At 28.5% G+C, this 24,337-nt stretch carries 23 protein-coding genes; 20 read left to right on the top strand and 3 right to left on the bottom strand.

Annotated elements, in window-relative coordinates; translation table 11 throughout:
- Nucleotides 1-8 precede the first annotated feature (8 nt).
- The 5 genes from ACQPVP_RS09850 (at nucleotide 9) to ACQPVP_RS09870 (ending at nucleotide 5,132) form a co-directional block, all read left to right on the top strand.
- Nucleotides 9-728, top strand: a complete 720-nt coding sequence (locus ACQPVP_RS09850; RefSeq protein ID WP_430849537.1) for a Stp1/IreP family PP2C-type Ser/Thr phosphatase — start codon at nucleotides 9-11, stop codon at nucleotides 726-728.
- A 1-nt stretch (nucleotide 729) separates the two neighbouring features.
- Nucleotides 730-2,742, top strand: coding sequence for a Stk1 family PASTA domain-containing Ser/Thr kinase (gene pknB / locus ACQPVP_RS09855; protein WP_430849539.1), 2,013 nt, complete (start codon nucleotides 730-732; stop codon nucleotides 2,740-2,742).
- Nucleotides 2,743-2,984: 242 nt separating this feature from the next.
- Nucleotides 2,985-3,854 carry a ribosome small subunit-dependent GTPase A gene (gene rsgA, locus ACQPVP_RS09860; RefSeq protein WP_430849541.1) on the top strand — a complete coding sequence of 290 codons (870 nt, stop codon included), beginning with the start codon at nucleotides 2,985-2,987 and terminating at the stop codon, nucleotides 3,852-3,854.
- Complete coding sequence (rpe, locus tag ACQPVP_RS09865) at nucleotides 3,848-4,495, top strand: ribulose-phosphate 3-epimerase (RefSeq protein WP_430849543.1); 648 nt, start codon at nucleotides 3,848-3,850, stop codon at nucleotides 4,493-4,495. Before rsgA ends, rpe begins: the two co-directional genes overlap by 7 nt.
- Nucleotide 4,496: 1 nt before the next feature.
- The gene (locus tag ACQPVP_RS09870; RefSeq protein WP_430849545.1) at nucleotides 4,497-5,132 is read left to right on the top strand and encodes a thiamine diphosphokinase; all 636 of its coding nucleotides are present in this window, start codon (nucleotides 4,497-4,499) and stop codon (nucleotides 5,130-5,132) included.
- A 233-nt stretch (nucleotides 5,133-5,365) separates the two neighbouring features.
- Here ACQPVP_RS09870 and rpmB read toward each other — a convergent pair whose 3' ends face one another.
- The gene (gene rpmB, locus ACQPVP_RS09875) at nucleotides 5,366-5,557 is read right to left on the bottom strand and encodes a 50S ribosomal protein L28 (RefSeq protein ID WP_008678335.1); all 192 of its coding nucleotides are present in this window, start codon (nucleotides 5,555-5,557) and stop codon (nucleotides 5,366-5,368) included.
- A 238-nt stretch (nucleotides 5,558-5,795) separates the two neighbouring features.
- On the opposite strand from rpmB, the gene ACQPVP_RS09880 reads away from it, so the two are divergent.
- The 6 genes from ACQPVP_RS09880 to ACQPVP_RS09905 all read left to right on the top strand — a co-directional run bounded on the left by ACQPVP_RS09880 (nucleotide 5,796) and on the right by ACQPVP_RS09905 (nucleotide 11,584).
- On the top strand, nucleotides 5,796-6,143 hold the full coding sequence (locus tag ACQPVP_RS09880; protein WP_430841118.1) for an Asp23/Gls24 family envelope stress response protein: 348 nt from the start codon (nucleotides 5,796-5,798) through the stop codon (nucleotides 6,141-6,143).
- A gap of 11 nt (nucleotides 6,144-6,154) precedes the next feature.
- A complete protein-coding gene (locus ACQPVP_RS09885) occupies nucleotides 6,155-7,798 on the top strand; it encodes a DAK2 domain-containing protein (RefSeq protein ID WP_430849547.1) in 1,644 nt (547 codons plus the stop codon).
- 85 nt (nucleotides 7,799-7,883) lie between these two features.
- Nucleotides 7,884-9,914, top strand: coding sequence for an ATP-dependent DNA helicase RecG (gene recG, locus ACQPVP_RS09890; protein WP_430849549.1), 2,031 nt, complete (start codon nucleotides 7,884-7,886; stop codon nucleotides 9,912-9,914).
- Between the two features lie 64 nt (nucleotides 9,915-9,978).
- A complete protein-coding gene (gene rsmD, locus ACQPVP_RS09895) occupies nucleotides 9,979-10,533 on the top strand; it encodes a 16S rRNA (guanine(966)-N(2))-methyltransferase RsmD (protein WP_430849551.1) in 555 nt (184 codons plus the stop codon).
- 16 nt (nucleotides 10,534-10,549) lie between these two features.
- Nucleotides 10,550-11,023 carry a pantetheine-phosphate adenylyltransferase gene (coaD, locus tag ACQPVP_RS09900; RefSeq protein ID WP_430849688.1) on the top strand — a complete coding sequence of 158 codons (474 nt, stop codon included), beginning with the start codon at nucleotides 10,550-10,552 and terminating at the stop codon, nucleotides 11,021-11,023.
- A 24-nt stretch (nucleotides 11,024-11,047) separates the two neighbouring features.
- A complete protein-coding gene (locus ACQPVP_RS09905) occupies nucleotides 11,048-11,584 on the top strand; it encodes an ATPase (protein ID WP_430849553.1) in 537 nt (178 codons plus the stop codon).
- Here the strand turns inward: ACQPVP_RS09905 and ylbJ are convergent.
- Nucleotides 11,570-12,757: a sporulation integral membrane protein YlbJ gene (gene ylbJ, locus ACQPVP_RS09910; RefSeq protein WP_430849555.1), complete on the bottom strand. Its 1,188-nt coding sequence runs from the start codon at nucleotides 12,755-12,757 to the stop codon at nucleotides 11,570-11,572. The two genes, ACQPVP_RS09905 and ylbJ, sit on opposite strands and share 15 nt — an antisense overlap.
- 46 nt (nucleotides 12,758-12,803) lie before the next feature.
- Complete coding sequence (locus tag ACQPVP_RS09915) at nucleotides 12,804-14,009, bottom strand: nucleotidyltransferase (protein ID WP_430849557.1); 1,206 nt, start codon at nucleotides 14,007-14,009, stop codon at nucleotides 12,804-12,806.
- 222 nt (nucleotides 14,010-14,231) lie between these two features.
- Here ACQPVP_RS09915 and pta point away from each other — a divergent pair, with 222 nt between their 5' ends.
- The 9 genes from pta to smc all read left to right on the top strand — a co-directional run bounded on the left by pta (nucleotide 14,232) and on the right by smc (nucleotide 24,325).
- Nucleotides 14,232-15,233, top strand: coding sequence for a phosphate acetyltransferase (pta, locus tag ACQPVP_RS09920; RefSeq protein ID WP_430841161.1), 1,002 nt, complete (start codon nucleotides 14,232-14,234; stop codon nucleotides 15,231-15,233).
- 27 nt (nucleotides 15,234-15,260) lie between these two features.
- Nucleotides 15,261-16,457: an acetate kinase gene (locus tag ACQPVP_RS09925; protein WP_430849559.1), complete on the top strand. Its 1,197-nt coding sequence runs from the start codon at nucleotides 15,261-15,263 to the stop codon at nucleotides 16,455-16,457.
- 200 nt (nucleotides 16,458-16,657) lie between these two features.
- Nucleotides 16,658-17,167, top strand: a complete 510-nt coding sequence (locus tag ACQPVP_RS09930) for a YceD family protein (RefSeq protein WP_430849561.1) — start codon at nucleotides 16,658-16,660, stop codon at nucleotides 17,165-17,167.
- 2 nt (nucleotides 17,168-17,169) lie between these two features.
- On the top strand, nucleotides 17,170-17,355 hold the full coding sequence (gene rpmF, locus ACQPVP_RS09935; RefSeq protein WP_008678357.1) for a 50S ribosomal protein L32: 186 nt from the start codon (nucleotides 17,170-17,172) through the stop codon (nucleotides 17,353-17,355).
- Between the two features lie 55 nt (nucleotides 17,356-17,410).
- Nucleotides 17,411-18,406 carry a phosphate acyltransferase PlsX gene (gene plsX, locus ACQPVP_RS09940; protein WP_430849563.1) on the top strand — a complete coding sequence of 332 codons (996 nt, stop codon included), beginning with the start codon at nucleotides 17,411-17,413 and terminating at the stop codon, nucleotides 18,404-18,406.
- 83 nt (nucleotides 18,407-18,489) lie between these two features.
- Complete coding sequence (gene acpP / locus ACQPVP_RS09945) at nucleotides 18,490-18,720, top strand: acyl carrier protein (protein ID WP_430841108.1); 231 nt, start codon at nucleotides 18,490-18,492, stop codon at nucleotides 18,718-18,720.
- A 126-nt stretch (nucleotides 18,721-18,846) separates the two neighbouring features.
- Complete coding sequence (gene rnc, locus ACQPVP_RS09950) at nucleotides 18,847-19,545, top strand: ribonuclease III (protein ID WP_430849565.1); 699 nt, start codon at nucleotides 18,847-18,849, stop codon at nucleotides 19,543-19,545.
- Nucleotides 19,538-20,575: an elongator complex protein 3 gene (locus tag ACQPVP_RS09955; protein WP_430849567.1), complete on the top strand. Its 1,038-nt coding sequence runs from the start codon at nucleotides 19,538-19,540 to the stop codon at nucleotides 20,573-20,575. The genes rnc and ACQPVP_RS09955 overlap by 8 nt, the downstream gene beginning before the upstream one ends.
- A gap of 186 nt (nucleotides 20,576-20,761) precedes the next feature.
- Nucleotides 20,762-24,325, top strand: a complete 3,564-nt coding sequence (gene smc / locus ACQPVP_RS09960; RefSeq protein ID WP_430849569.1) for a chromosome segregation protein SMC — start codon at nucleotides 20,762-20,764, stop codon at nucleotides 24,323-24,325.
- The last annotated feature ends 12 nt before the right edge of the window (nucleotides 24,326-24,337 follow it).

Here is a 24,337-nt window from a genome sequence, read left to right on the forward strand (position 1 = left end):
GGGCGTTGGTGATTGGTATAAAAAGTGACTTAGGCAATATAAGAAACTTGAATGAAGATTATGCTGAGTTTTATGAGGATAAAGAATATAAAATTTTTGTTTTAGCAGATGGGATGGGAGGTCATAATGCTGGCGAAGTAGCCAGTAAAACGGCCTCTAAAGCCCTAATAAAATACATAAGAGATAATGTTAATCTTATAGATTCAAAAAAATTATTAAATGATGCTGTAAAGCATGCGAATTTAGAGGTTTATAATCTTTCACATCGTTCAGATATATATTCTGGAATGGGAACAACTTTAGTTGCATGTTTAATTACTAGAGATGAAATTTTAATTTCAAATGTTGGAGATAGTGCTTGTTATGGAATTAAAGATAAAAAGATAATTAAAATAACTAAAGATCACTCATTAGTTCAAGAACTTTTAGATTGTGGAAGTATATCTAAGGAACAAGCAATTAAGCATCCTCAAAAGAATGTTATTACAAGAGCTATAGGAACAGAAGTAAATGTAGAGGTAGATTTATTTGAATTAAGAAAAGGTGAATTTGACTTTTTCCTAATGTGTAGTGATGGCTTAAGTAATGATGTTAATTTGGAACAAATTATATCATTTGAAGTAAAAGAGAAAGAATTACAGAATATTTGCGAAAGGCTCGTTGAAAGTGCAAAATTTAATGGTGGAAGAGACAATATAACTGTAATGTTATTTGGAGGAGAGGTGTAATATGAACGGAATTATTCTAGGTGATAGATATGAGCTTCTTGAAAAAATCGGTGAAGGTGGAATGTCTGAGGTCTATAAAGCTAAATGTCATAAGTTGAATAGATTTGTTGCAGTTAAGATATTAAAAAAACAATTTGCTGATAATAAAGAAATATCACAAAAATTCAAAAGAGAAGCAACTGCTATTGCTAATTTATCAGATGCAAATATAGTTAACGTATTAGATGTAGGAACTCAAGATGATATAGATTATATTGTAATGGAATATGTAAGTGGGAAAACATTAAAAGAGTTAATTAATTATAGTGGAAAACTAACTTATAATACAGCTATAAAAATAGCCTTACAAATTGCTAAAGCATTAGATTGTGCTCATAGAAATAATATAATTCATAGAGATATAAAGCCACAAAATATTCTAGTTACTGAAACTGGGGAAGTTAAGGTTACAGACTTTGGAATAGCAAAATCTACTGATTCTCAAACTATAACTAATACAACAAGTATTATAGGATCGGCTCACTATCTATCACCTGAGCAAGCAAAGGGAACTTATATAGATTTTAGATCAGATATATATTCTTTTGGAATAGTCTTATATGAAATGGTAACAGGAAGATTACCTTTTGAAGGAGAGTCGCCAGTTACAGTAGCTTTAAAGCACTTACAAGAAGAACCTGTTCCTCCTAAAAATATAAATTCTGCTATTCCAGATAGTTTTAATAAATTAATTCTTAAGGCTATTGAAAAAGAGCCAATAAAAAGGTATCAAAATGCAAAGGAAATAATTCAAGATCTTCAAAAGATTCAAGAAAATCCCGATGTTATTATAGGAGATAGCTTTAGTAATAGAGATAATGATAGTACTATTATTATGGCTCCAATAAATGCTGTTAATACATCAAATACATCCAAAATTTCTAAAGTTGAAGATGATTATGATGAAGATGATGAAGATTTTGATGATGATTATGATGAGGACGATTTTGAAGATGAAGATGATCTTCCAAAGAAGAAAAAAAATAAAAATGGCTTAAAGAAAGTTTTAATTTCAATTGGAATTATAGTAGTAATTCTAGTTTTAGGATCAATTGGTTTCTTTTTAGCAGGTGGAAATGGTAGTAATAATGAAGTTGAAGTTCCTAATATAGTTGGTAAACTTACTGATGATGTTAAAACCCAAATAGAAGATTTAGGATTAAAATTAGAACTAAAGTCTACGAAACAAAGTGATGAACCAGAAAATACCATTTTAGAAACTGATCCTAAAGCTGGTACTAAGGTTAAAAAAGGAAGTACTATAAGTGTAATAGTTTCTGCTGGAGAAGAACAAATTGAAATGCCAGATCTTAGAAATTATAGTCGTGCTGATATTGAGAAATCATTAGCTTCTAAAGGATTTACTAACTATACTATAACTGAAGAATATAGTGATAATGTTGAATCAGGATATTTCATAAGCCAAAGTCCAAGTGCTAAAACTAAGATAAGTAAGAAAACAACAATACAAATAGTGGTAAGCAAAGGTCCTGAAACTAAGTATATAGATGTTGCAGATGTTACAGGAAAAACCTTAGATGAAGCAAAAAAAGCTTTAAATGGACTTAATGTTAATGTTAATGAAGAAGTTACACATGATAAATCACAAGATGGAATAGTATTGAGTCAGGATAATAATGTAGGTAAAAAATTACAAGAGGGTGCTACTGTTACACTAACAGTAGGGAAATATGAAGAAGAAACTATAGATGTTTCTTCATATGGTATAGAAGAGGGGATGTCTGTTAATGATGCAATAGATATTCTTAAAAAGAATAATATTTCTTATAAAGTTATTGGAAATGGAGATATAGTAGAAAGTTTTACTAAAGAAATAAAAGCTAGTGGAACTGTTGAAATAAAGGCTAAAAAATCTGAAACAGAGACTCCTCCTGATAATGAAAATACAAATCCTAATTCTAATACAAATACAAATCCTACTAACACTAGTAGAGTCAATGATGATAAACAATAAAGAATCGGCAATATAGCCGATTCTTTTTACTTTTTATAAATTATAAAAATGTTATATTATGAATAATATTTTATAATTTATTTCTTTCAGGTATGAAGTGATTCTATTGATTTTACTATGATTGAGGGGAATACAAAATGATAAGCAAAATTACATAGAAGTACTTTTTTGCAAAAAATTATTTGCATTTTTTAGTTAAATCTGTTTATTATAAATATGAAGATAAAATTATTGGAGGAATTATGGAAGGAAAAATAATAAAAGGAATTGGTGGGTTTTACTATGTTAAAACTAAAAATGAAATTATAGAATGTAAGGCTAGAGGAAAATTTAGGCACAAAGATATGAAACCAATGGTTGGTGATAATGTGCTTATTAATGTTTCTAATGGAAAGGGAGTAATTGAAGATATCCTTGATAGAACTTCAGAATTAATAAGACCTACTGTAGCAAATGTTACTCAAGCTTTTGTAGTATTTGCAATAAAAAATCCAGATATTAATTTTGATCTTTTAAATAGATTTTTAATTTTATGTGAGTATAATAACATTAAATCAATAGTATGTTTAAATAAAGTAGATCTAGCAACAGAGGAAGAAAAAGAAGATATTAAGAAGAAAATTAATGATATAGGATATGATGTATTATTTATAAATGCAAAAAAAGGACTAGGAATAGAACTTTTAAAAGAGAGATTAAATGGTGAAGAAACTGTTTTATGTGGCCCTTCAGGTGCAGGAAAATCAACACTTATAAATACACTTATAAATAGAAGTCATATGGAAACTGGTGTAGTATCAGAAAAGATAGGAAGAGGAAAGCATACTACAAGACATAGCGAGCTTATTGAAATAGAAGAAGGATACTTAGTAGACAGTCCAGGGTTTTCAAATATAGATATTAGTTTTATTGATAAAGAAAATCTTAGATATAGTTTTCCTGAGTTTGAAGAATATAATCATAGTTGTAAATTTAGAGGTTGTCTTCATCATAAGGAGCCACAATGTTCAGTTAAAAATGCCTTAAATGAAGGTAAGATAAATGAATATAGATATAATTTTTATATTAGAATATTAGAAGAACTATTAGAGGGGGAAAAGTACAAATGGTAAAAATATCACCATCGATATTATCAGCTGATTTTTCAAAATTAGGTGATGAAATTATTAACATAGACAAGGCAGGAGCAGATTTTATTCATATAGATGTTATGGATGGAAACTTTGTTCCAAATATAAGTATTGGATTACCAGTAATAAAATCAATTAGAAATAAAACTGAAAAGATATTTGATGTCCATTTAATGATAGAAAATCCATCAAGATATATAGATGAATTTGTAGAAGCTGGTGCAGATATAATAACTATTCATTATGAGGCAGAAAAACATATTGACAGAGCTATTGAATATATAAAATCTAAAGGAGTTAAAGCTGGAGTCTCCTTAAATCCAGGAACACCAACTTTTGTTTTGAAAGATATAATTGAAAAGTTAGATTTAGTATTAATAATGTCTGTTAATCCAGGCTTTGGTGGACAAAAGTTCATTCCGTATTCTTTAAATAAAATTAAGGAAGTCAAAGAAATGAGCTTAGAGACAAATAAAAATTTACTTATAGAAGTAGATGGTGGAGTAGATAAGAACAATTCTAAATCCATAATTGAAGCAGGAGCAAATGTATTAGTTGCAGGATCTGCTATATTTGGAGATGGAAATCTTAAAGAAAATATAGAATCAATAAGAGGCGAATAAAATGAAAGTTGTAATCATATCAGGAGGAAAAGAACCATCAAAAACTTTAATACTAAAAGAACTTAAGGATGCCGATTTAATAATAGGTGCTGATAAAGGTTGTGAAGTATTATATAAATATAATATTACTCCAGATTATATTTTAGGAGATTTTGATTCTGCTGATATGGATATTATAAATTCTATTGAGTCTAAATCTGGAGAAAAAATAAGGTTTAAGAGGGAAAAAGATTATACAGATACAGAATTAGCTTATAATTTAGCTGTAGAAAAGGGCGCAGATGAAATAATATTATTAGGTGCTACTGGCACTAGATATGATCATTCATTAAGCAATTTGGGACTTATGCTAAGAGGTCTTAAGAAATCTATTAAGGTTAAGGTAATTGATGATAATAATTATATATTTTTAACTGATAAGTCTATAAGATTAAAAGGGAATAAAGGAGATACTATTTCTTTTCATGCATATTGTGACGAAGTTAAAAACTTTTCTATTAAGGGATCTAAGTATAACTTAAGGAATTACAATTTAAAGTTAGGTGATAGCTTAACAACATCTAATGAATTTACTGAAGAAGATATAAATATAACTTTTGATAGTGGAATAGTAATGATACTTTATACAAAAGATTAAAAATTAATCACTCATTTTATTTATTTGCATACAATGTATATAAAGAGATGAGTGATTTTTTATGGAGGATAAATATGAAGATAATAGCTATAAAACTACCTAAGTTTTTATCTAATCTAATTAAATTTTTTAGGAAGAAAAGATAATACATATGAAAAAGAATAGAACTAAATAAAGAAGTATTAAAAAATAAAAAATGCAATTGACTAATCAATTGCATTTTTTATTTGAACTTATATTGCTCTTTGAACCTTACCAGATCTAAGGCATCTTGTACATACATGAACTGTCTTTGGTGTTCCGTTAACTAAAGCCTTTACTCTCTTTATGTTAGGAGCCCAAGTTCTCTTTGATTGACGATGTGAGTGGGAGTATTGAGTTCCAGATACAACCCCTTTATTACAAACTTCGCATCTTCTTGCCACTTGAAAACACCTCCTTATTTTTGAAGATAATTTCTCTTCAATAGGACAGATTAAATTTTAACATAGTAAGCCTTAGAAAAGCAAGTAAAAATCATAAAAAAGTAAAAAAAACTTTTAATATGAGAAATTTAATATATATTATAAAATCTTCATATAATAAGCTATGTAATATTTACTTGAATAATAAATATAAGTAATATAAAATATAGTGTATAGATATTTATAAGGAGGATTCTGTATGGTAGGATATTCAAATGAACTTGGAAATATACATTACTCTGAAGAGGTACTAGCAAAAATAGTTGGATTATCAACTATGGAGTGCTATGGAGTTGTAGGTATGGTTTCTAAGAACGCCACTGAAGGATTATGGGAATTAATGAGAATAGAAAATTTAAGCAAGGGTGTTAAGTTAAATTTTGATGAAGATAAATTAATAGTAGAATTATATGTTATGGTTGAATATGGAACTAAGATTTCTGAAATAGCAAATAACATAATACAAAAGGTACGTTATAGTGTGGAAAACTTTACTGGATTAAAAGTTTCATCTGTTACAGTAAATGTTCAAGCAGTTAGAGTCTAGGAGGTAAAAAGATGAAATATCAGACAATAAATGGCCATGATTTTTATAACATGGTTGTTAATGCTAGCAATAGATTATTAGAAGAAAGTGAGTACGTTAACTCATTAAATGTATTTCCTGTTCCTGATGGAGATACTGGAACTAATATGTCTGCTACTTTTAAGGCAGCAGTTAAAGAAATAGAGGGTATGAATTCAGCTTCTATTGGAGATGTTTCAAAAAAGCTAGCAAAGGGTGCTTTAATGGGAGCAAGAGGTAACTCAGGAGTTATTCTTTCTCAAATATTAAGAGGAGTTTCAAAAGGATTAGAAGGTAAAGAGTCGGTGGATGCTGTAGGATTAGCTATAGCATTAAAAGAAGGAAGTAATTCAGCTTATAAGGCTGTTATGAGACCAACAGAGGGAACTATACTTTCAGTTATAAGAGCAGCATCAGAAGCTGCTATAGATACAGATGTTAAGGATATAGTTGACCTAATTGATGTTGTAGTAAAAGCAGCTAAGGTTATGCTTGATAAAACACCGGAACTTTTACCAGCGTTAAAGAAGGCAAAAGTTGTTGATTCTGGTGGAATGGGTTTATATATTATATTAAGAGGAATGCATGAAGCTTTAAGAGATGATATAAAAGCAGAAATAAAAGATATTAAGCCATCGGAAGCTAAGATGCAAGGAGCACAAGGCACTGAGGATATAGATATTAAATTTGGATATTGTACAGAATTTATTATTTTAGCAGATGCTAGCAACGCAGATAAATTTAGAGATGATATAACTCCAATGGGGGATTCACAAGTAGTAGTTGGATATGAAGATGTGATAAAGGTTCATATTCATACAAATGATCCGGGGGCTGTGTTAGCTAAAGCTGTTAAGCTTGGAGAATTATCTAAGATCAAAATTGATAATATGAGAGAAGAACATAGAGAAGTTCTTTTATCAAAGGAAGAGTATAAGCTTAAGGATGCTCAAAAGGAAGAGGTAGCAGAAGTTGAAAGCAAGAAATATGCTTTTGTAGCTGTTGCAATGGGAGAAGGTATAACTAATATATTCAAGGATTTAGGAGTAGACTATGTTATTGAAGGTGGTCAAACTATGAATCCTTCAACTCAAGATATAGTAGAATGTATTTCTAAGTTAAATGCAGAGCATATATTTGTTTTACCTAATAATAAGAATATAATAATGTCAGCAAATCAAGCTGCAGAAATTTCAGATAAAGATGTGAGAGTTATACCAACAACAACTATTCCACAAGGAATAACTTGTATAACTATGTTCAATTCAGAAAGTGAAGTTGAAGAAAATGAAGCTAGCTTAAAGGATGCTATTGAAATGGTTAAAACAGGTTCTGTAACTTATGCAGTGAGAGATACGGAAATGGATGGAATAGAAATTAAAGAAGGCAATATGCTTGGTTTGATTGAAGGAAAAATTAAAAAAGTAGGTTCATCTTACTGCGACGTAGCAGAAGAAGTTCTTGCTGAAATGATAGATGATGAAAGCGAACTTATAACAATATTCTATGGTTCGGATGTTTCAGAAGAAGAAGCAAATGATTTTGTTAGTAAGATAGAAGAAAAATATGAAGATCTAGATATTCAATGCTATAGAGGAGCTCAACCTTTATATTATTTCTTAATTTCAGTAGAATAATTTTAAAAGCACAAGTTACTACTTTATTTACATAAGCAGTAACTTGTGCTTTAATATTTATTGAATAAAATTTTGAGGTGAGCAAATGAATATATCAATGGAAGTTTCTGCTTTAAAAGGAGTAGGACCAAAGCTTACTGAAAAGCTTAATAAATGTGGAATTTTTACTTTATATGATTTACTTTTATATTTTCCAAGAGATTATGAGTTTATTAAAAGTGATGTAGATTTTAATGAAATAGATGGAGAGGATAAGCAAATTTTAACTTGTAAGGTAATAGGCTACGATAGAGATATAAAGACTAAAAATGGTAAAATATTATCAACTGTTAAATTTGACTATAAAGGACATATAGTTTTAGGGAAATGGTTTAATCAAAAATATATAAGAAATACATTTAGAATTAATAATTCCTATGATTTAGTTGGTAAGTTTAAAAGGGTAGGAAATTTATTAGAAGTTATAAACCCAATAGTTGGATGTAACGATGCTAAAAAGAGTGAAATAATACCTAAGTACCCATTAAAGGGAGATTTAAATGATAAAATAATAGGGAAGATAATTAATCAGGTGTTAGATAAGGTTATCATAACTGATAATTTACCTAAAGATATTTTAGATAAATATAATATGATAGATTTAGATACAGCTATTAGAGAAATACATTTTCCAAAGGGAAAAATAGAGCTGAATAAAGCTATATCAAGACTAAAGTTTCAAGAGTTATTTACATATTCTATGAAGCTTTTACTATTAAAAAGTAAACTAAGAAGTAATGATGGAATATCTTTTCAGTGGCATAAGGAATTAACAGATTTAAAAGAATCATTACCATTTAAATTAACAGATGCTCAAACTAATGTAGTAAGAGATATTTTAAGAGATCAGAAAAGCAAATACTCTATGAATAGATTAGTTCAAGGGGATGTTGGTAGTGGTAAAACTATAGTTGCTTTAATAGCCTTATTTAATGTTATTAAAAATGGATATCAAGGAGCTTTTATGGCTCCAACAGAGATACTAGCAAATCAACATTATTTAGAAGCTTTAAAAATTTTTGAAAACTTTAATATTGATATAGAGCTTTTAACTGGTAGTACTAGCTTGAAGGAAAAAAGACGTATAAAGGAAAAGATATCTGAAGGAAGACCTTTGTTAGTAGTTGGAACTCATGCATTAATTCAGGAAGATGTTGAATTTGTTAATTTAGGTCTAGCTATAACTGATGAACAACATAGATTTGGTGTTGAGCAAAGAAATAAGTTAATAAATAAAGGCAGAAGACCAGATGTATTAGTAATGACAGCTACTCCTATACCTAGGACTTTAGCTTTATATATGTATTCAGATTTAGATGTTTCTATAATAGATAAGCTTCCACCAGGAAGAAAGAAAATAGATACTAGATTTTATTCTGAAAATGAGAGGATGTCTGCTTATAACTTAGCTCTTGAAGAGATTAGAAAGGGAAGACAGGTATATATAGTTTGTCCTTTAATTGAAGAAAATGAAAAGATGGAGTTAAATTCAGTAGAAAAACTATATGAAGAGTTAAAGGAAGATGTTTTTAAAAATATAAGTGTAGAAATTTTACATGGAAAAATGAAGCCGAAGGAAAAGGACGAAATAATAGGATTATTTAAAGAAAATAAAGTGAAAGTTATAATTTCTACTACTGTAATTGAAGTTGGTGTAAATGTGCCAAATGCATCTATTATGATAATAGAAAATTCAGAGAGGTTTGGTCTAGCTCAGCTCCATCAATTAAGAGGAAGAGTTGGGAGAGGAGAATATGAATCATACTGTATATTAATAGGGAATGCTAAAAATGAAAGAACAAAAAAGAGAATGGAAATTATGACAAGCTCAACAGATGGTTTTTATATTTCTGAACAAGATTTAAAACTAAGGGGAGCGGGGGAAATGTTTGGACTTAGACAAAGTGGTGACATAGGATTAGTTTTGGCAGACATATATGAAGATATAGATATTTTAAAATGTGCAAGATATGAAGCTAATAATTTAATTAATTCAAATGAAATAAGAAATGTAAAATTATGTAGTGAAATATCTAAATCTATTGAAAGATATAGTCGATATATTTGTTTTAATTAAAAAAATTGTATATAAATAAATATTATGTTAAAATTGTAATATTAGTACCTAAGGAGGAAATTAGATGAGAATAATAGCAGGAAAGGCAAGAGGAAGAAAGTTAATACCTCCTGCAAATATGGAAACTAGACCAACTTTAGATAGGGTAAAAGAAGCTATGTTTAGCATAATTCAAAATTATATACCAGATGCTGTAGTTGTGGATGTTTTCGCAGGAACAGGAAGTCTTGGGCTTGAAGCAGCAAGTAGAGGTGCTAAAGAGGTTTATTTAGTGGATAAGAGTAATACTACATTCCCATTATTAAAGGAAAATGTAGAAAATTTAAAGTTTCAAGATTTTTGCTTTCCACTTAATATGGATTCATATGATGCTTTAAATATGTTAAGTAGTAAGGGTAAAAGTTTTGATATTATATTTATAGATCCACCTTATTGTAAGGAAATGATTCCTAAGGCTATAGAAATAATTAAAGATAATAATATGTTAAAAAAAGATGGAATAATAGTTACTAAAATAGATTCTATAGAAGATATTTATAAAGGATATAAAGAGATTACATTATTAAAAAGTAAAAAGTATGGAAATACAACAGTATGTTTATATAAATATGAGGAGTAAATAAAAGGTGATAAAAATGAATATTGCGATTTATCCAGGGAGTTTTGATCCAATAACTAATGGGCATTTAGATATTATAACTAGAGGAGCAAAAATTTATGATAAAGTAATAGTTGCGATTTTAGTTAATGTAGATAAAAAATGTTTATTTACTATTGAGGAGAGAGTTGAATTAATAAAAAGAGTTACTAGAAACCTAGATAATGTTGAAGTTTTAAGTTTTGATGGATTATTAGTTGACTTTGCAAAAATGCACAATTCTAAAGTGATTTTAAAGGGGCTTAGAACCATGTCAGACTTTGAATATGAGTTTCAAATGGCTCTTATGAATTCTAAGCTTGATTCAGAAATTGAAACTGTATTTATGATGACTTCATCAGCATATTCTTATGTAAGCTCATCTTCAGTAAAACAAGTTGCTAAGTTTGGTGGAAATATAAGCGGGCTAGTACCTGATGAATTGATTTCAGATATTATGAGTAAGTATTAATTATATGTACAAGGGGGAATAGTGATGGATAAGGTTGAAGTTAATATTATTGAACTTTTAGAATATTTGGAGGAACTTATAGAAACAGCACCTAAAGTTCCTATTACAGGTAAAAGTGTTATAGATAAAAAGGAATTTCTTGAAGTAATTGATCAAATTATTAATTATATTCCAGATCAAGTGAGAAAAGCTCAGTGGGTTATGAATGAAAAGGATAGAATACTTGGAGATGCACAAAAGCAATATGAATCAACAAAAAGTGAAATCATGGAAATGATGAAGCAAAATGTAGAAAACCATGATTTAGTTAAAGAAGCAAAGGTTAGAGCAAATGAAATAATTGCCTTAGCTCAAAGAGATGCCAAGGCAATTAGAATAGGATCAAGAGAATATTCTACGGAAATACTATCTCAATTAGATAGAGAAATAGAAGAAAGAAGAAATAAACTAATTGAGGATATGCAAAAATCCTTTGAGATGGTTGCAAAGGAAATAGATGAAAATTTAACTAGTACAGGTTCAAAAATTAAAGAAAATATTTCGGAATTAAGAGGAATGTAGTTTTTCTTTTAAGCATTTATATACAATAGAAATAAAAAGTGATATACATAAAAGAAAAATTATTGGAATAAAAATTCTATTTATAACTGAATAATAGCTATAATTAGGTGAAGTATTAAATGTAGGTACTGCTTTTAAAATTATATTGCTAGCAATGAAAGTTATAATAAATCCTATAATTCCTTGGAGAAATTTTAGCCGTATATATTTTTTAAGATTAGGATTATCTTTACCTACTATAGATGTTACTTGAGCAATTACAGATAAGCTTGAAAAACATAATATAAAGCTTATTATGCTTAGTTTTAAACTAATGGATAAATTTATTTCTGATATTAATTTAGCTCCGTTAGTAAATTCTATGCTTCCTAGCATTAGATTGTATATAATTACGGCAGGTAAATTAATTAAGTTTTCTAAGAAATTAAAAGCAGCTCTTATAAAAGTGTTGCTTTTTATTATACTTATAATTACTGAAAAAATTATTACAAAGGCACTAACATTTAATGTAGTATTTATAGCACCTTCAATGGAATTTTTTAAATTTGTTCCAAAATTAGATTCTTGAAATTTTAAACTTTTATTAGCTTGAATTTTATAATTTGTATATGGTTTTTTAGTTATAAAACCTATTAATAGTGAAGATAAATAATTTGCAATTAAAAGTATATAACCATATTTAATGTTATTTAGCATTGCAACAGAAACTGATCCTAATATGAATATTGGACCTGCGTTAGAAGCAATGTTTAATAGTCTTTCGTATTCATCTTTATGTATATATCCTAAATTATATATATCTGAAGAATATTTAGCTCCTAAGGGATATCCACAAATAAAACTTGCGGCTATAGGGAAAGAAGAACTTTTTGAAAGTCCTAAAGGCTTACATAGCAATGGACCTAATATTTTTGAATAAAGAGTTATGCCATCATAGCATATAAGTAAATTGCATATTACGCTAAAAGGAAATATTGTTGGTAAAATAGCTAAAACTACAAGTTTTGATCCGTTTATGGCAGCGTCAATACTGGATTTTAAGTTAATTACAAATATGATTATGAAGATTGTAATGAAAAAACACATAATATAATTTTTTTTAATATCTAGTAGCTTTAATAATATAGCTACTAGTAAAAAAATAAAAAGCCATAAAATATAAATACTAATCATGATATCTACCTCCTATATGTATTTATATGCTTATGGCTTTTTAATATTATTCTTTTATTATAGGTGATATAAAATAATCACTTAAAGGATTCACCATAGGGTTTAAAATTGAATAGGCTTTAGTTGCTTGAATGTCTAAACTTAAAAGTGGATTATCAATATTCTTTGGTACTTTCGTTATAATTGGAATGGTGGAATTTTTTTTCATTTCCTTTAATATTAGTTTTCCGGTATTATTGAATGCCAGTACTCTTGCGTATAAATTAGTATCCTTATTTAATTCATTAACAGAATAATTGTCAAGAGATAAAAATATTTGAGCAATTAACCTAGAGATTTTAGTATAAGTATATCTTTTACTTTTGACTCTAAAAATTAAATCCTCATAGGATGAGCTAAAATAAATTTCTTTTAAAAATTTATTATCTAAGCCTTCTTTTGCATCAAAAAGATTGTTAAAGTTTACGCAATTAGTAAGTAATTTATACTTAACATATTGATACATTTCTTCTTCAAAAACAAAAGGATAATTACTTTTTATTAAGCTATTTAGTATATTTAAAGATTCTTTAGGTAAATATGGATTTAATGAAGAAAGATCCTTGCCATTTTTCAAGTTTTTTCTTATGCTCGTTGCCGAAGAAAAAATTGTACTTAATTCTTTATCATTATAGTTAGAACCTTCTCTTTTCATAGTTAGTGGAATAATAGTACTACTAATTCTAAGAAGAGCCTTAATATATTCAATACCTAAAATATTGTTTGAGTTTGAAAGAACCTCAGCTAATGAATCTTCTTTTAATATATTTATTAAAGACAATTCTCTAGCTTTTGCATAAGTTACTCCAGTCTTTAAATTTTCCTTAATACTATATTTTAAAATGTCACTTTCAAATGTTAAAAGTTTAGCAATTTTATGTAGTAATTCTATGTTTCCAGATTCACTTCCAAAGAAAATATTTTTAACTACACCTATGTTATTAAGTATTTTAATTGCTCCACTAGCAAAAAATTCTGCTGAAGATAAGGCGTAAAAAGTTGGAAGCTCTATAACTAAATCAACTCCATTTAATAAAGCCATTTCAGCTCGTTTCCATTTATCTATTAAAGCTGGTTCTCCTCTTTGTACGAAATTACCACTCATGATACAAATAATACCATCACAATTTGTGGTCTCTTTAGCAGAATTTAAATGATATAAATGACCATTGTGAAATGGATTATATTCTGTAATTATTCCTGTTATATTCATAAATACACTCCTTAATGGGAAATATAAAGTTATTATAACATAATATTTTTATAAGAAAAGTTAATGTTTTAGGCAATTATATAATGATATAATTAATTATTCCGAATATTTCAAATATAAAGAATTAAATATTTTGAATATTTTAGGTTGAAAAATATAGTTACATAGGAGTATATTAGTATATGAAAAGAGGACTGTATTTTTTTGAAAGGAGCAGATGATATGGAACTTATGAATAAATTATGGGAGTCAGCTAAGGCTGATAAAAGAAAAATAGTTCTTCCTGAAGGAGATGAGGAAAGAACTTTAGTTGCAGCTCAAAGAATACAAGAGTTAGGTCTAGCTTATGTAGTTTTAGTAGGAGACAATGATAAAATATTAGAAAAGGCTAAGGCTTTAGGCGTTAATTTAGAAGGTGTTGAAATAATAGACCCTAACAAATCAGATAGACTAGAAGCTTATGTTAATGAATTTTATGAATTAAGAAAAAATAAAGGTATGACATTAGAAAAAGCGGAAAAAATAGTTAGAGATCCATTATATTTTGGAACTATGATGGTAAAACTAGATGATGCAGATGGTATGGTTTCAGGTGCTATACACACAACAGGAGATTTATTAAGACCAGGATTACAAATAATTAAGACTGCTCCTGGTGTTTCAGTAGTATCAAGTTTCTTTATAATGATGGTACCAGGTTCTAAGTATGGAGAGGATGGAATGTTATTATTCTCAGATTGTGCAGTTAATCCAAATCCAACTTATGAACAATTAGCTGCAATTGCAATTGCAACAGCTGATACTGCAAGAAATCTTTGTAAGATAGAACCAAGAGTAGCTATGCTTTCTTTCTCAACTATGGGAAGTGCAGATCACGAAATGGTTGATAAAGTAAGAAAGGCTACAGAACTTGCAAAGGAATTAAGACCAGATTTATTAATAGACGGGGAATTACAATTAGATGCAGCTATAGTTGATAAAGTAGCAGCACAAAAAGCACCTAATAGTAAGGTGGCTGGTAAGGCAAATGTCTTAATATTCCCAGATTTACAAAGTGGAAATATTGGTTATAAATTAGTTCAAAGATTTGCAAATGCAGAAGCTATTGGACCTATGTGCCAAGGATTTGCAAAACCAATAAATGATTTATCAAGAGGATGTAGTTCTGATGATATAGTTAATGTTGTTGCATTAACTGCTGTTCAAGCGCAAGCACAAAAATAATTGCTAGTTAAAAGGAGTATAATACAAATGAAAGTGTTAGTTATCAATTGCGGTAGTTCATCGCTTAAGTATCAATTAATTGATATGTCTACAGAGGAGTCTTTAGCTCAAGGATTAGTAGAAAGAATAGGTATTGAAGGATCAGTTTTAACTCAAAAGGTTGAAGGAAGAGATAAATATATTGTTAAGCAACCAATGGAAGACCATAAAGTTGCAATTAAATTAGTTTTAGATGCCTTAGTTGATAAGAATAATGGAGTTATTTCATCAATGGATGAAATTTCAGCTGTTGGTCACAGAGTTGTTCATGGTGGAGAAAAGTATAAATCTTCAGTACTTATAAATGGAGAGGTTAAAGATTATATAAGAGATTGCTTTAAGTTAGCACCTCTACATAACCCTGCAAACATGATAGGTATAGAAGCTTGCGAAGAGCTTATGCCAAATACACCAATGGTAGCTGTTTTTGATACTGCCTTCCATGGAACTATGCCAGAAGAAGCATATCTTTATGCTCTTCCATATGATTTATATAAAAAACATGGAATAAGAAAATATGGATTCCATGGAACTTCTCATAAATATGTATCTCAAAAAGTTGCAGAAGTTATGGGAAAAGATATAAAGGATTTAAAGATTGTTACTTGTCATTTAGGAAATGGTGCAAGTTTAGCAGCAATTAAAAATGGGGTTTCTATAGATACTTCAATGGGATTCACACCTCTTGAAGGAGTTGCTATGGGAACAAGAAGTGGTAATATAGACCCTGCTATAGTTACTTTCTTAATGAAAGAAGAAGGATTATCAGTAGATGAAGTTAATGACTTATTAAATAAAAAGTCAGGTGTTCTTGGTATATCAGGAATTAGCTCAGACTTCAGAGACATTGAAGATGCTGCATTTAAAGAAGATGTTCATAGAGCAAAGCTAGCTCTTTCTATATTTGAATATAAGGTAAGGGCTACAATTGGAGCTTATGCTGCTATAATGGGCGGTGTTGATGCAATAGTATTTACTGCTGGTGTTGGTGAAAACGGACCAGAAACTAGAGAAGCTATCTTAACAGGATTAGAATTCTTAGGAGTTGAAGTAGATAAAGAAAGAAATAATGTTAGAGGAAAAGTTAGAGAAATATCTAAAGAAGGCTGTAAAGTTAAAGCTTTTGTAATTCCTACTAATGAAGAATTAGTTATTGCTAGAGATACTGTTGAATTAATTAAGTAATATATTTTTTAAGTGCATAATTATTAGTTGAGTTATTTACATAAAATCGCTTGACTTTTAATCATGCACTTTATATAATAAATTGTGTTTATTCGGCAAATATTTATCTAAGGAGTGAAATAAAGCTTGGCTCAAGCTATGCACATAATGTGCATAATGTATCCTGAAGGATATGAGGACATGATCTAGAGCAAATACATATGATTATACAATTTTCAGACCTAATTTCATCAAAGAATAGAAAAAAAGAAGTAAATATAACATATGAATTAGCTCCACTTTATTTTGATGGAGAAAATATAGAAGCTGTAGAAGCTTTAAATGTAGTTGGAAATGTTATCTCTGTTGGAGATGTTTTAACTCTAAAAGCTTCAATAGAAACAAAATTGCAAATGCATTGTTCAAGATGCTTAGATACCTTTATCTATCCAATAGATATTGATATAGAAGAAAGGTTTACAAATAATAAGGAACTTCAAGAAGATGAAGAAATTATTTTTGTAGATAGCGATAGCTTTGATATTGCTAATATTGTTGAAAATGTTATTATTTCAACCTTACCTATTAAGAGACTTTGCTCAGACAACTGCAAGGGACTTTGTTACCAATGTGGTAAAAATCTTAACGAAGGTGCTTGTCATTGTGAAACAAATGATGTAGACTTAAGACTGGCAAAGTTGCAAGAGTTGTTTGGAAATAAGGAGGTGTAGTAATGGGAAATCCTGCGAGAAAAACATATAGAGCAAAGAGAAATTCAAGAAGAGCTCAAACTTTTAAGGCGAGCTTACCTGGAATAGTTGAATGTCCACAATGTCACGAAATGAAGTTAGCTCACAGAGTTTGCAAGAACTGTGGATTCTATAAAGGTAAAGAAGTAGTTGCTTCAGTAGAAGAATAAAGAAAGTCAAATGACTTTCTTTTCTTTATATATAAGGAAAAGGGGTGAAGGTATTATGAGAATAGCTATAGATGGAATGGGTGGAGATAATGCCCCAAAAGCTGTAGTTGAAGGAGTCATAAAGGCTCTACATGAATACCAAGGAATAGAATACTTTATAACAGGACCAAAAGAACAAATAGAAGAAGAATTAAAGAATTATACTTATGATAAATCTTTAATTAATATAGTTGATGCTAGAGAAGTAATTTCACCAAATGAACATCCTGTAATGGCCTTAAAGAAGAAAAAAGATTCTAGTATATGTAAGGCTTTAAAACTAGTTAAGGATAAAGAGTGTGATGCTGTAATATCAGCTGGTAGTACAGGTGCATTTTTAGCGGGGTGTACTCTTATAGTTGGTAGAATTAAAGGTATTGAAAGACCAGCCCTTGCTCCTATAATGCCAGGTAAAAACGGTAGTTTTATGATAGTTGATGCTGGAGCAAATGTTGATTGCAAACCAAGTTATTTAGTTCAATTTGCCCAAATGGGGAAACTATATTATCAAGGTATGTTAGGAAAAGAAAATCCTTCAGTAGGACTTGTTAATATTGGAGAAGAAGAAGAAAAGGGCAATGAACTAACCAAAGCAGCTCATAAGTTATTGAAAGAAGAAGAGAATTTAAATTTTGTAGGAAATGTAGAACCAAGAGATACATCCAGTGGAGATGTAAATGTTTTAGTTTGTGATGGATTTGTTGGTAACACTCTATTAAAAATGTATGAGGGTGTGGCATCTACACTTTTAAGTATGATAAAAGAAGAAATATTATCTGGTGGACTTATGAGTAAATTAGGAGCTGGACTTTTAAAACCTGTTTTTAAGACTTTAAAGGTTAAGTTTGATTATAAAGAATACGGTGGAGCACCATTTTTGGGTGTTGATGGTATTTGTATAAAGGCTCATGGAAGTTCAGATGGAAAAGCATTTAAAAACGCTATAAGACAAACAAAAACCTTCTATGATAATGATGTATTAGGAAAAATTAAAGAAGAACTAAAAAAATAATATATGATTTATAACAATCTGTATATTGACTAGAGAAATAATATATAATATTATCTAAATGATGTATTTAGGAGGTGATTTAGATGTTCGATAAAGTTAAGGAAATTATAGCAGAAAAATTAAGTATTAATGAAGATGATATTACAATGGACTCGTCTTTCGTTGATGATTTAAATGCAGACTCATTAGATTTAGTTGAACTTATGATGGCTTTAGAAGATGAATTAGATACTGAAATACCAGATGAAGAAGCTGAAAACTTTAAAACTGTTGGAGATGTAGTTAAGTATTTAAAAAATCACGTTGAAGAGTAATTTAATCCCGCAAAACGCGGGATTTTATATTTAATATTTATAATAGAATTTAGTTTATTCTTGAATTTGCTCTATTAAATTTAGTTAAAAAGCAAATTGAAGAATAAACTTCAAGGAGTTGGAAAAATGGCGAAGTTTAATATTAGTGAAGTTGAAGAATGCATAGGGTTAAGTTTTAATGAGCCAAGTCTATTAAAGACAGCACTAACCCATAGTTCATATGCTAATCAACATAGAGATGAAGAATATAATGAAAGATTTGAGTTTTTAGGAGATTCAATATTACAGTTATGTATAACTGAATATTTATTTTTAAATTATAAGACTAAAACTGAAGGTGAGTTGACCAAGATAAGAAGTTTAATTGTTTGCGAGAATTCTCTTTATGAAATAGGGAAAAAATTAAACTTAGGTTATTTTATTAGAATAAGTAAAGGTGAAGAATTAACAGGAGGAAGAGAAAGAGTTTCTATTATAGCAGATGCTGTTGAGGCACTCTTAGCAGGTATATATCTAGATAAAGGACTTGAATTTGTAAAAGACTATATATTAGGTCATTTTAAAGAAATAATAGATAAAGCAATTAATAATGATATAGTTTTGGATTATAAAACTAAACTTCAAGAAGAGATGCAAAAATCGGGAGAAGTATCAATAGTTTATGAATTAATTAAGTATGAAGGACCTCCTCACAGAAGAAAGTTTTTTACCTCAGTTATAATTGAAGATAAAGAGCTTGGAAGAGGAGAAGGTTATAGTAAAAAGGAATCAGAACAAAACGCAGCAAAAGAAGCTTTAAAAGGATTGGAAGGAATAGATGGATAAGAAACATTATATAATACCTATATTCATATCTCATATAGGTTGTCCTCATCAATGTGTATTTTGTAATCAAGATAAGATTGCAAAGGAAGTTGAAAAGGAGGTAACTGCTAAAGAGGTACGAGAGACATTAAATGAATATCTAGATACTATAGATCATAATAATTCTACAGTTGAGGTTTCTTTCTTTGGTGGGACTTTTACGGCAATAGATGTAAATAAGCAAAAAGAATTATTAGCAGTTGCAAAAGAGTATAAGGATAAGGGACTTATAGATAAAATAAGAATGTCAACAAGACCAGATGCTATTAATGGATATATATTAAGTTATTTAAAGGATTATAATGTAGATATAATAGAACTTGGAGTTCAATCCTTAGATGAAGAAATATTAAGATTATCAGGCCGTGGTCATACTGTAAAAGATGTTGAAAAGGCTTCTAAACTTATAAAGGAATATGGATTTACTTTAGGACATCAAATTATGCCTGGTCTACCTGGAGATAACTTTGATAAAGATGTTGAAACAGCAAAAAAGTCTATAGAAATGAAGCCAGATATATGTAGAATATATCCTTCTCTGGTAATTAAAGATACACCTATGGAAAAGATGTATGAAAGAGGGGAATATAAGCCATATTCATTAGAGGAAGCAGTAAATGTATCTAAGGAGCTATATAAGCTTTATACTAAAGCGAATGTAAATATAATTAGAATAGGACTTCAGCCTACTGATAATATAACATGGGGCAAAGATTTGGTAGATGGACCATTTCATCCAGCTTTTAGAGAGCTTGTTGAAGGTAGTTTAATTTGTGATAATATAAAAAATGTCGTTAATAAGGATGAAGATATAATTATAGAAATAAATTCTAGAGATTTAAGTAAGCTTTATGCAAATAAAAAGCTATATTTTAATAATTTTAAAAACAATCATAATGGAAAAATTATTGTTAATACTAAAGATAAATTAAAAAGAGGTAAAATTAATATAATTATTGTTAAAAAAACTGAAGAGATAAGTATAAGGTAGGCAATATTTTGCCTACCTTATATTGATATTTTATTATCTTTACTATAAACTAAAATAGAATAGAATAGGAGTGGTAATTATGAAAAAGAAAACAAGACAAAAGTGGATGCAAGTAATTACTATATTTTTAGCTATTATGTTTTCAATGAGTTTATTAGTATCATTGGTTAGGTAAGGAGTGTATCTATGTTTTTAAAATCCCTAGAAATAAGAGGGTTTAAATCTTTTGCAGATAAAACCAATTTAAAATTTAAAAAAGGAGTAACAGCAGTAGTTGGTCCAAATGGTAGTGGTAAAAGTAATATTTCAGATTCTGTTAGATGGGTTCTTGGAGAACAAAGTGTAAAAACATTAAGAGGCGGAAAAATGGAAGATGTTATTTTTGCTGGGACTCAATTCAGGAAGCCTGTTGGATTAGCTCAAGTTTCTCTTACTTTAGATAACTCAGATAATTCTTTAGATACTGACTACTCAGAAGTAACTGTAACAAGAAGGATTTTTAGATCAGGAGAAACTGAATATTTAATTAATAATCAGAAGTGTAGATTAAAGGATATTCATGGTCTTTTTATGGATACTGGTATAGGTAAAGAAGGATATTCGCTTATAGGTCAAGGAAAGATAGAGGCTATTCTAAGTGGAAAGCCAGAAGAAAGAAGAGCTTTACTTGAGGAAGCAGCTGGTATTGTTAAATTTAAATCTAGAAAAGAAGAAGCTGAAAGAAAATTATCTAACACTGAAAATAACTTAGTGAGAATTAGAGATATAATTTCAACCTATGAAGAAAGAATAGAACCCTTGAAAGAAGAAAGGGAAAAGGCATTAAAATATAATGGACTTGCTGAAGATTTAAAAATTAAGGAAGTTTCTTTATTAGTAAATAACATAAAAGTTATTAATACTGAGATTGAAGAGATAAACAATGAAATAAATAGTAGAAAAGGTAATATAGATAAAAAAAGAAAAGAGTTAAATAAGTCTAAAGAAGAAATTTTATTATTAGAGAGTAAAATAGAGGAATTAGAAAATAAAAATAATACAGAAAAAAATGAGTACTATACAAAAAAAGAAGAAGTAAATCAAAGTTTAAAAGAAATAGAAATTTTTAAAGAAAGAATTAATAACTTTGAAGAAATAATAAAGAAAGATTTGTTTGAAGTTGAGAGCTTAGAAAAAGAAATTTTAAAATCAAAGAAAGAAAAATCAATCTTATTAAAAGAGCTTGAAGAAAAAATAAAAAAGCAAATTAGTAAAGAAAATAAAATAAAAGATTTTGAAAAGGAAATTTATAAATTAAATCATGAAATTGAGAATTTAGAAGAAGAAACTTCAAGAATTAAAGAAGAAGAATTTGAACTATTAAGAAGAACTTCTGAAATTAATAATAGTATTTCTTTATTAAATAGAGAAATATTAAATAAAGAAGAACTTAATTCAACTAGTGAAATTAGCTTAAAAACTATTGAAGGGAATATAAGTATTAATTTAGCTACTATTTTAAGTATTAATGGCAATATAAGTTCTCATAAAGTTGAAAGGGAAAATCTTCAAAATATAATTTCAGAAAATCGCAAAAAAATAGGGGCTCTAAGTGGGCAAGTTACTAGAAAAGAAGGGATTATAAAAGATACAGCTAAAAAAATAAATATTTTAGAAGGTAAGTTAACAACTCTTAAAGATTTAGAAAAAAGCTATGAAGGATACCAATTATCTATTAAGAGATTAATGGATAGAATAGAGAAGGGACAAATATCTTATGGTAAGGGTACTAAAGTTTTAGGAGAAATATTTACAGTTGATAGAAAGTATGAAACTTCAATAGAAATTGCCTTAGGGGGCGCTATTTCCAATGTGATTACAGAAGATGAAAATATTGCAAAGCTTTTAATAGAGTATTTAAAGAAAAATTCTTTAGGACGAGCAACCTTTTTACCATTAAATATAATTAAAGGAAGCAGATTGAATGTTTCAAATGAAATAAAAAATATAAGTGGATATTTAGGATTAGCATCAGATTTAATAAGCTTTGATAATAAGTTTAAAGAAGTTATGGACTATTCTTTAGGAAAAACAATTATAGCCGAAAATATGGAAGCAGCATTAAAAATATCAAAGATTGGTGGGTATAAACTTAGAATAGTTACTTTGGATGGTGAAGTAATTAGTCCTGGTGGGGCTTTGACAGGTGGTAGTATTTACAAAAAAAATAATTCTAGTATTTTAGGTAGAAAAAGAGAAATACATGAATTAGAGGAATCAATAAATAATAATAAAATTGCATACCGTTCAGAAGTAGAATTATTAGGTAAAATAAGAGCTGAAATTAAAGAGATAGATGAAGATAATTTAAATAAAAGTGATAAAGTTCATGAAATAAATATAGATATAACAAGATTTGAAAGTGAAGTTAGAGCTTTAGAAAATGAAAGTGTAAAACTAAAAAAAGCTCTAGAAGTTTCTAAAAAAGAAATCTCCTTAAATAATGAAAATCTAATTAAGTTAAAAGAAGAAATTAGTATTAAAGAGGATAAATTAAGGATTATTAAAGAAAATAATTTAAATAATAAAGATAAAGCATTAAAACTTCAAAAGGACTTATTAGATAAGAAGGAAGAATTTAATAAAATTAAGGATGAAAATATTCAAATAAAAATAGATAAGGCTAAGTTAGACGAAATAGTTTATTCACGAGAAACTGATATAAAGAGAAAAGAGAAAGAAGAGAAAGAAAAGGAAGGGAAAATCCTATCTCTTAAGAAAGAAAAGGAAGAAAAACAAAATAACATAAATTATTTAAGAAAACTTATTGAAGATAAAGTAGTCCTTATTGGAAAGATAAATACAAGACTTAGTCAGTTGGAAGATATCTTTAAGTTTGATGAAGCTAATAGAATAAGTTTAAAAGATAAGTTAAAAATAATAGATAGTGAAGCAAATCAATTAATTGAAGAAGTAAGAGTTTTAGAAATTGAATTAAATAAAAAGGAAATAATCTTTGCTAAGTTAGAAAGTGAAAGAGAAAACTACTATTTAAGGTTAAATGAAGAATTGAACTTAACATTAGCAGAGGCAATAGAAATAGCGATAGAAATAGATAGTATATCTAAGATAAAGGATGAAATATTCAAATTAAAGTCTGAAATTACGGCCCTTGGAACTGTGAATTTAGCTGCAATTGCAGAATATGAAGAAGTATGTGAAAAATATAAGTTTATGTCTTCTCAAGAAGAGGATTTGAATAAAGCAAAAGAAGAGTTAATGACAGTAATTAATGAAATGACTGTAAAGATGCAGGAATTATTTAGAGATAACTTTAAAGTATTAAATAAAAACTTTAATGAAACCTTTAAAGATTTATTTAAAGGAGGAAATGCAGAGCTTATTTTAGGAGAAGGTGATGAGCTTACTGCTAATATTGAAATTAATGTACAGCCACCAGGTAAGAGACTACAAAACATAAATTTAATGTCTGGTGGAGAAAAAGTATTATCTGCAATAGCATTATTATTTGCTATTTTAAAAATGAAACCTACTCCATTTTGTATATTAGATGAAATAGAAGCTGCCTTAGATGATGCAAATGTATATAGATATGCAGAGTTTTTAAGAGAGTTTTCAGAGAATATACAATTTATAGTTATTACTCATAGAAAAGGGACTATGGAGGCTAGTGATGTTATGTATGGAGTTACAATGGAGGAAAAAGGGGTTTCCAAAGTGGTTTCTGTAGATTTAAGTAAGGAAAATTAGGAGGTTAGTTAT

It is taken from the genome of Clostridium nigeriense (assembly GCF_050585265.1).
GTDB lineage: Bacteria > Bacillota > Clostridia > Clostridiales > Clostridiaceae > Clostridium > Clostridium nigeriense_B.

Bases quoted from the DNA above. Each gene is read 5' to 3' on its own strand.
- ACQPVP_RS09925 (WP_430849559.1), top strand. From the start codon at position 15,261: ATGAAAGTGTTAGTTATCAATTGCGGTAGTTCATCGCTTAAGTATCAA.
- ACQPVP_RS09885 (WP_430849547.1), top strand. From the start codon at position 6,155: ATGAAATATCAGACAATAAATGGCCATGATTTTTATAACATGGTTGTT.
- rsgA (WP_430849541.1), top strand. From the start codon at position 2,985: ATGGAAGGAAAAATAATAAAAGGAATTGGTGGGTTTTACTATGTTAAA.
- coaD (WP_430849688.1), top strand. From the start codon at position 10,550: ATGAATATTGCGATTTATCCAGGGAGTTTTGATCCAATAACTAATGGG.
- ACQPVP_RS09930 (WP_430849561.1), top strand. From the start codon at position 16,658: ATGATTATACAATTTTCAGACCTAATTTCATCAAAGAATAGAAAAAAA.
- rsmD (WP_430849551.1), top strand. From the start codon at position 9,979: ATGAGAATAATAGCAGGAAAGGCAAGAGGAAGAAAGTTAATACCTCCT.
- plsX (WP_430849563.1), top strand. From the start codon at position 17,411: ATGAGAATAGCTATAGATGGAATGGGTGGAGATAATGCCCCAAAAGCT.
- smc (WP_430849569.1), top strand. From the start codon at position 20,762: ATGTTTTTAAAATCCCTAGAAATAAGAGGGTTTAAATCTTTTGCAGAT.
- ACQPVP_RS09955 (WP_430849567.1), top strand. From the start codon at position 19,538: ATGGATAAGAAACATTATATAATACCTATATTCATATCTCATATAGGT.
- pknB (WP_430849539.1), top strand. From the start codon at position 730: ATGAACGGAATTATTCTAGGTGATAGATATGAGCTTCTTGAAAAAATC.
- acpP (WP_430841108.1), top strand. From the start codon at position 18,490: ATGTTCGATAAAGTTAAGGAAATTATAGCAGAAAAATTAAGTATTAAT.
- pta (WP_430841161.1), top strand. From the start codon at position 14,232: ATGGAACTTATGAATAAATTATGGGAGTCAGCTAAGGCTGATAAAAGA.
- ACQPVP_RS09870 (WP_430849545.1), top strand. From the start codon at position 4,497: ATGAAAGTTGTAATCATATCAGGAGGAAAAGAACCATCAAAAACTTTA.
- rpmF (WP_008678357.1), top strand. From the start codon at position 17,170: ATGGGAAATCCTGCGAGAAAAACATATAGAGCAAAGAGAAATTCAAGA.
- recG (WP_430849549.1), top strand. From the start codon at position 7,884: ATGAATATATCAATGGAAGTTTCTGCTTTAAAAGGAGTAGGACCAAAG.
- rpe (WP_430849543.1), top strand. From the start codon at position 3,848: ATGGTAAAAATATCACCATCGATATTATCAGCTGATTTTTCAAAATTA.
- ACQPVP_RS09915 (WP_430849557.1), bottom strand. From the start codon at position 14,009: ATGAATATAACAGGAATAATTACAGAATATAATCCATTTCACAATGGT.
- rnc (WP_430849565.1), top strand. From the start codon at position 18,847: ATGGCGAAGTTTAATATTAGTGAAGTTGAAGAATGCATAGGGTTAAGT.
- ACQPVP_RS09880 (WP_430841118.1), top strand. From the start codon at position 5,796: ATGGTAGGATATTCAAATGAACTTGGAAATATACATTACTCTGAAGAG.
- ylbJ (WP_430849555.1), bottom strand. From the start codon at position 12,757: ATGATTAGTATTTATATTTTATGGCTTTTTATTTTTTTACTAGTAGCT.
- ACQPVP_RS09905 (WP_430849553.1), top strand. From the start codon at position 11,048: ATGGATAAGGTTGAAGTTAATATTATTGAACTTTTAGAATATTTGGAG.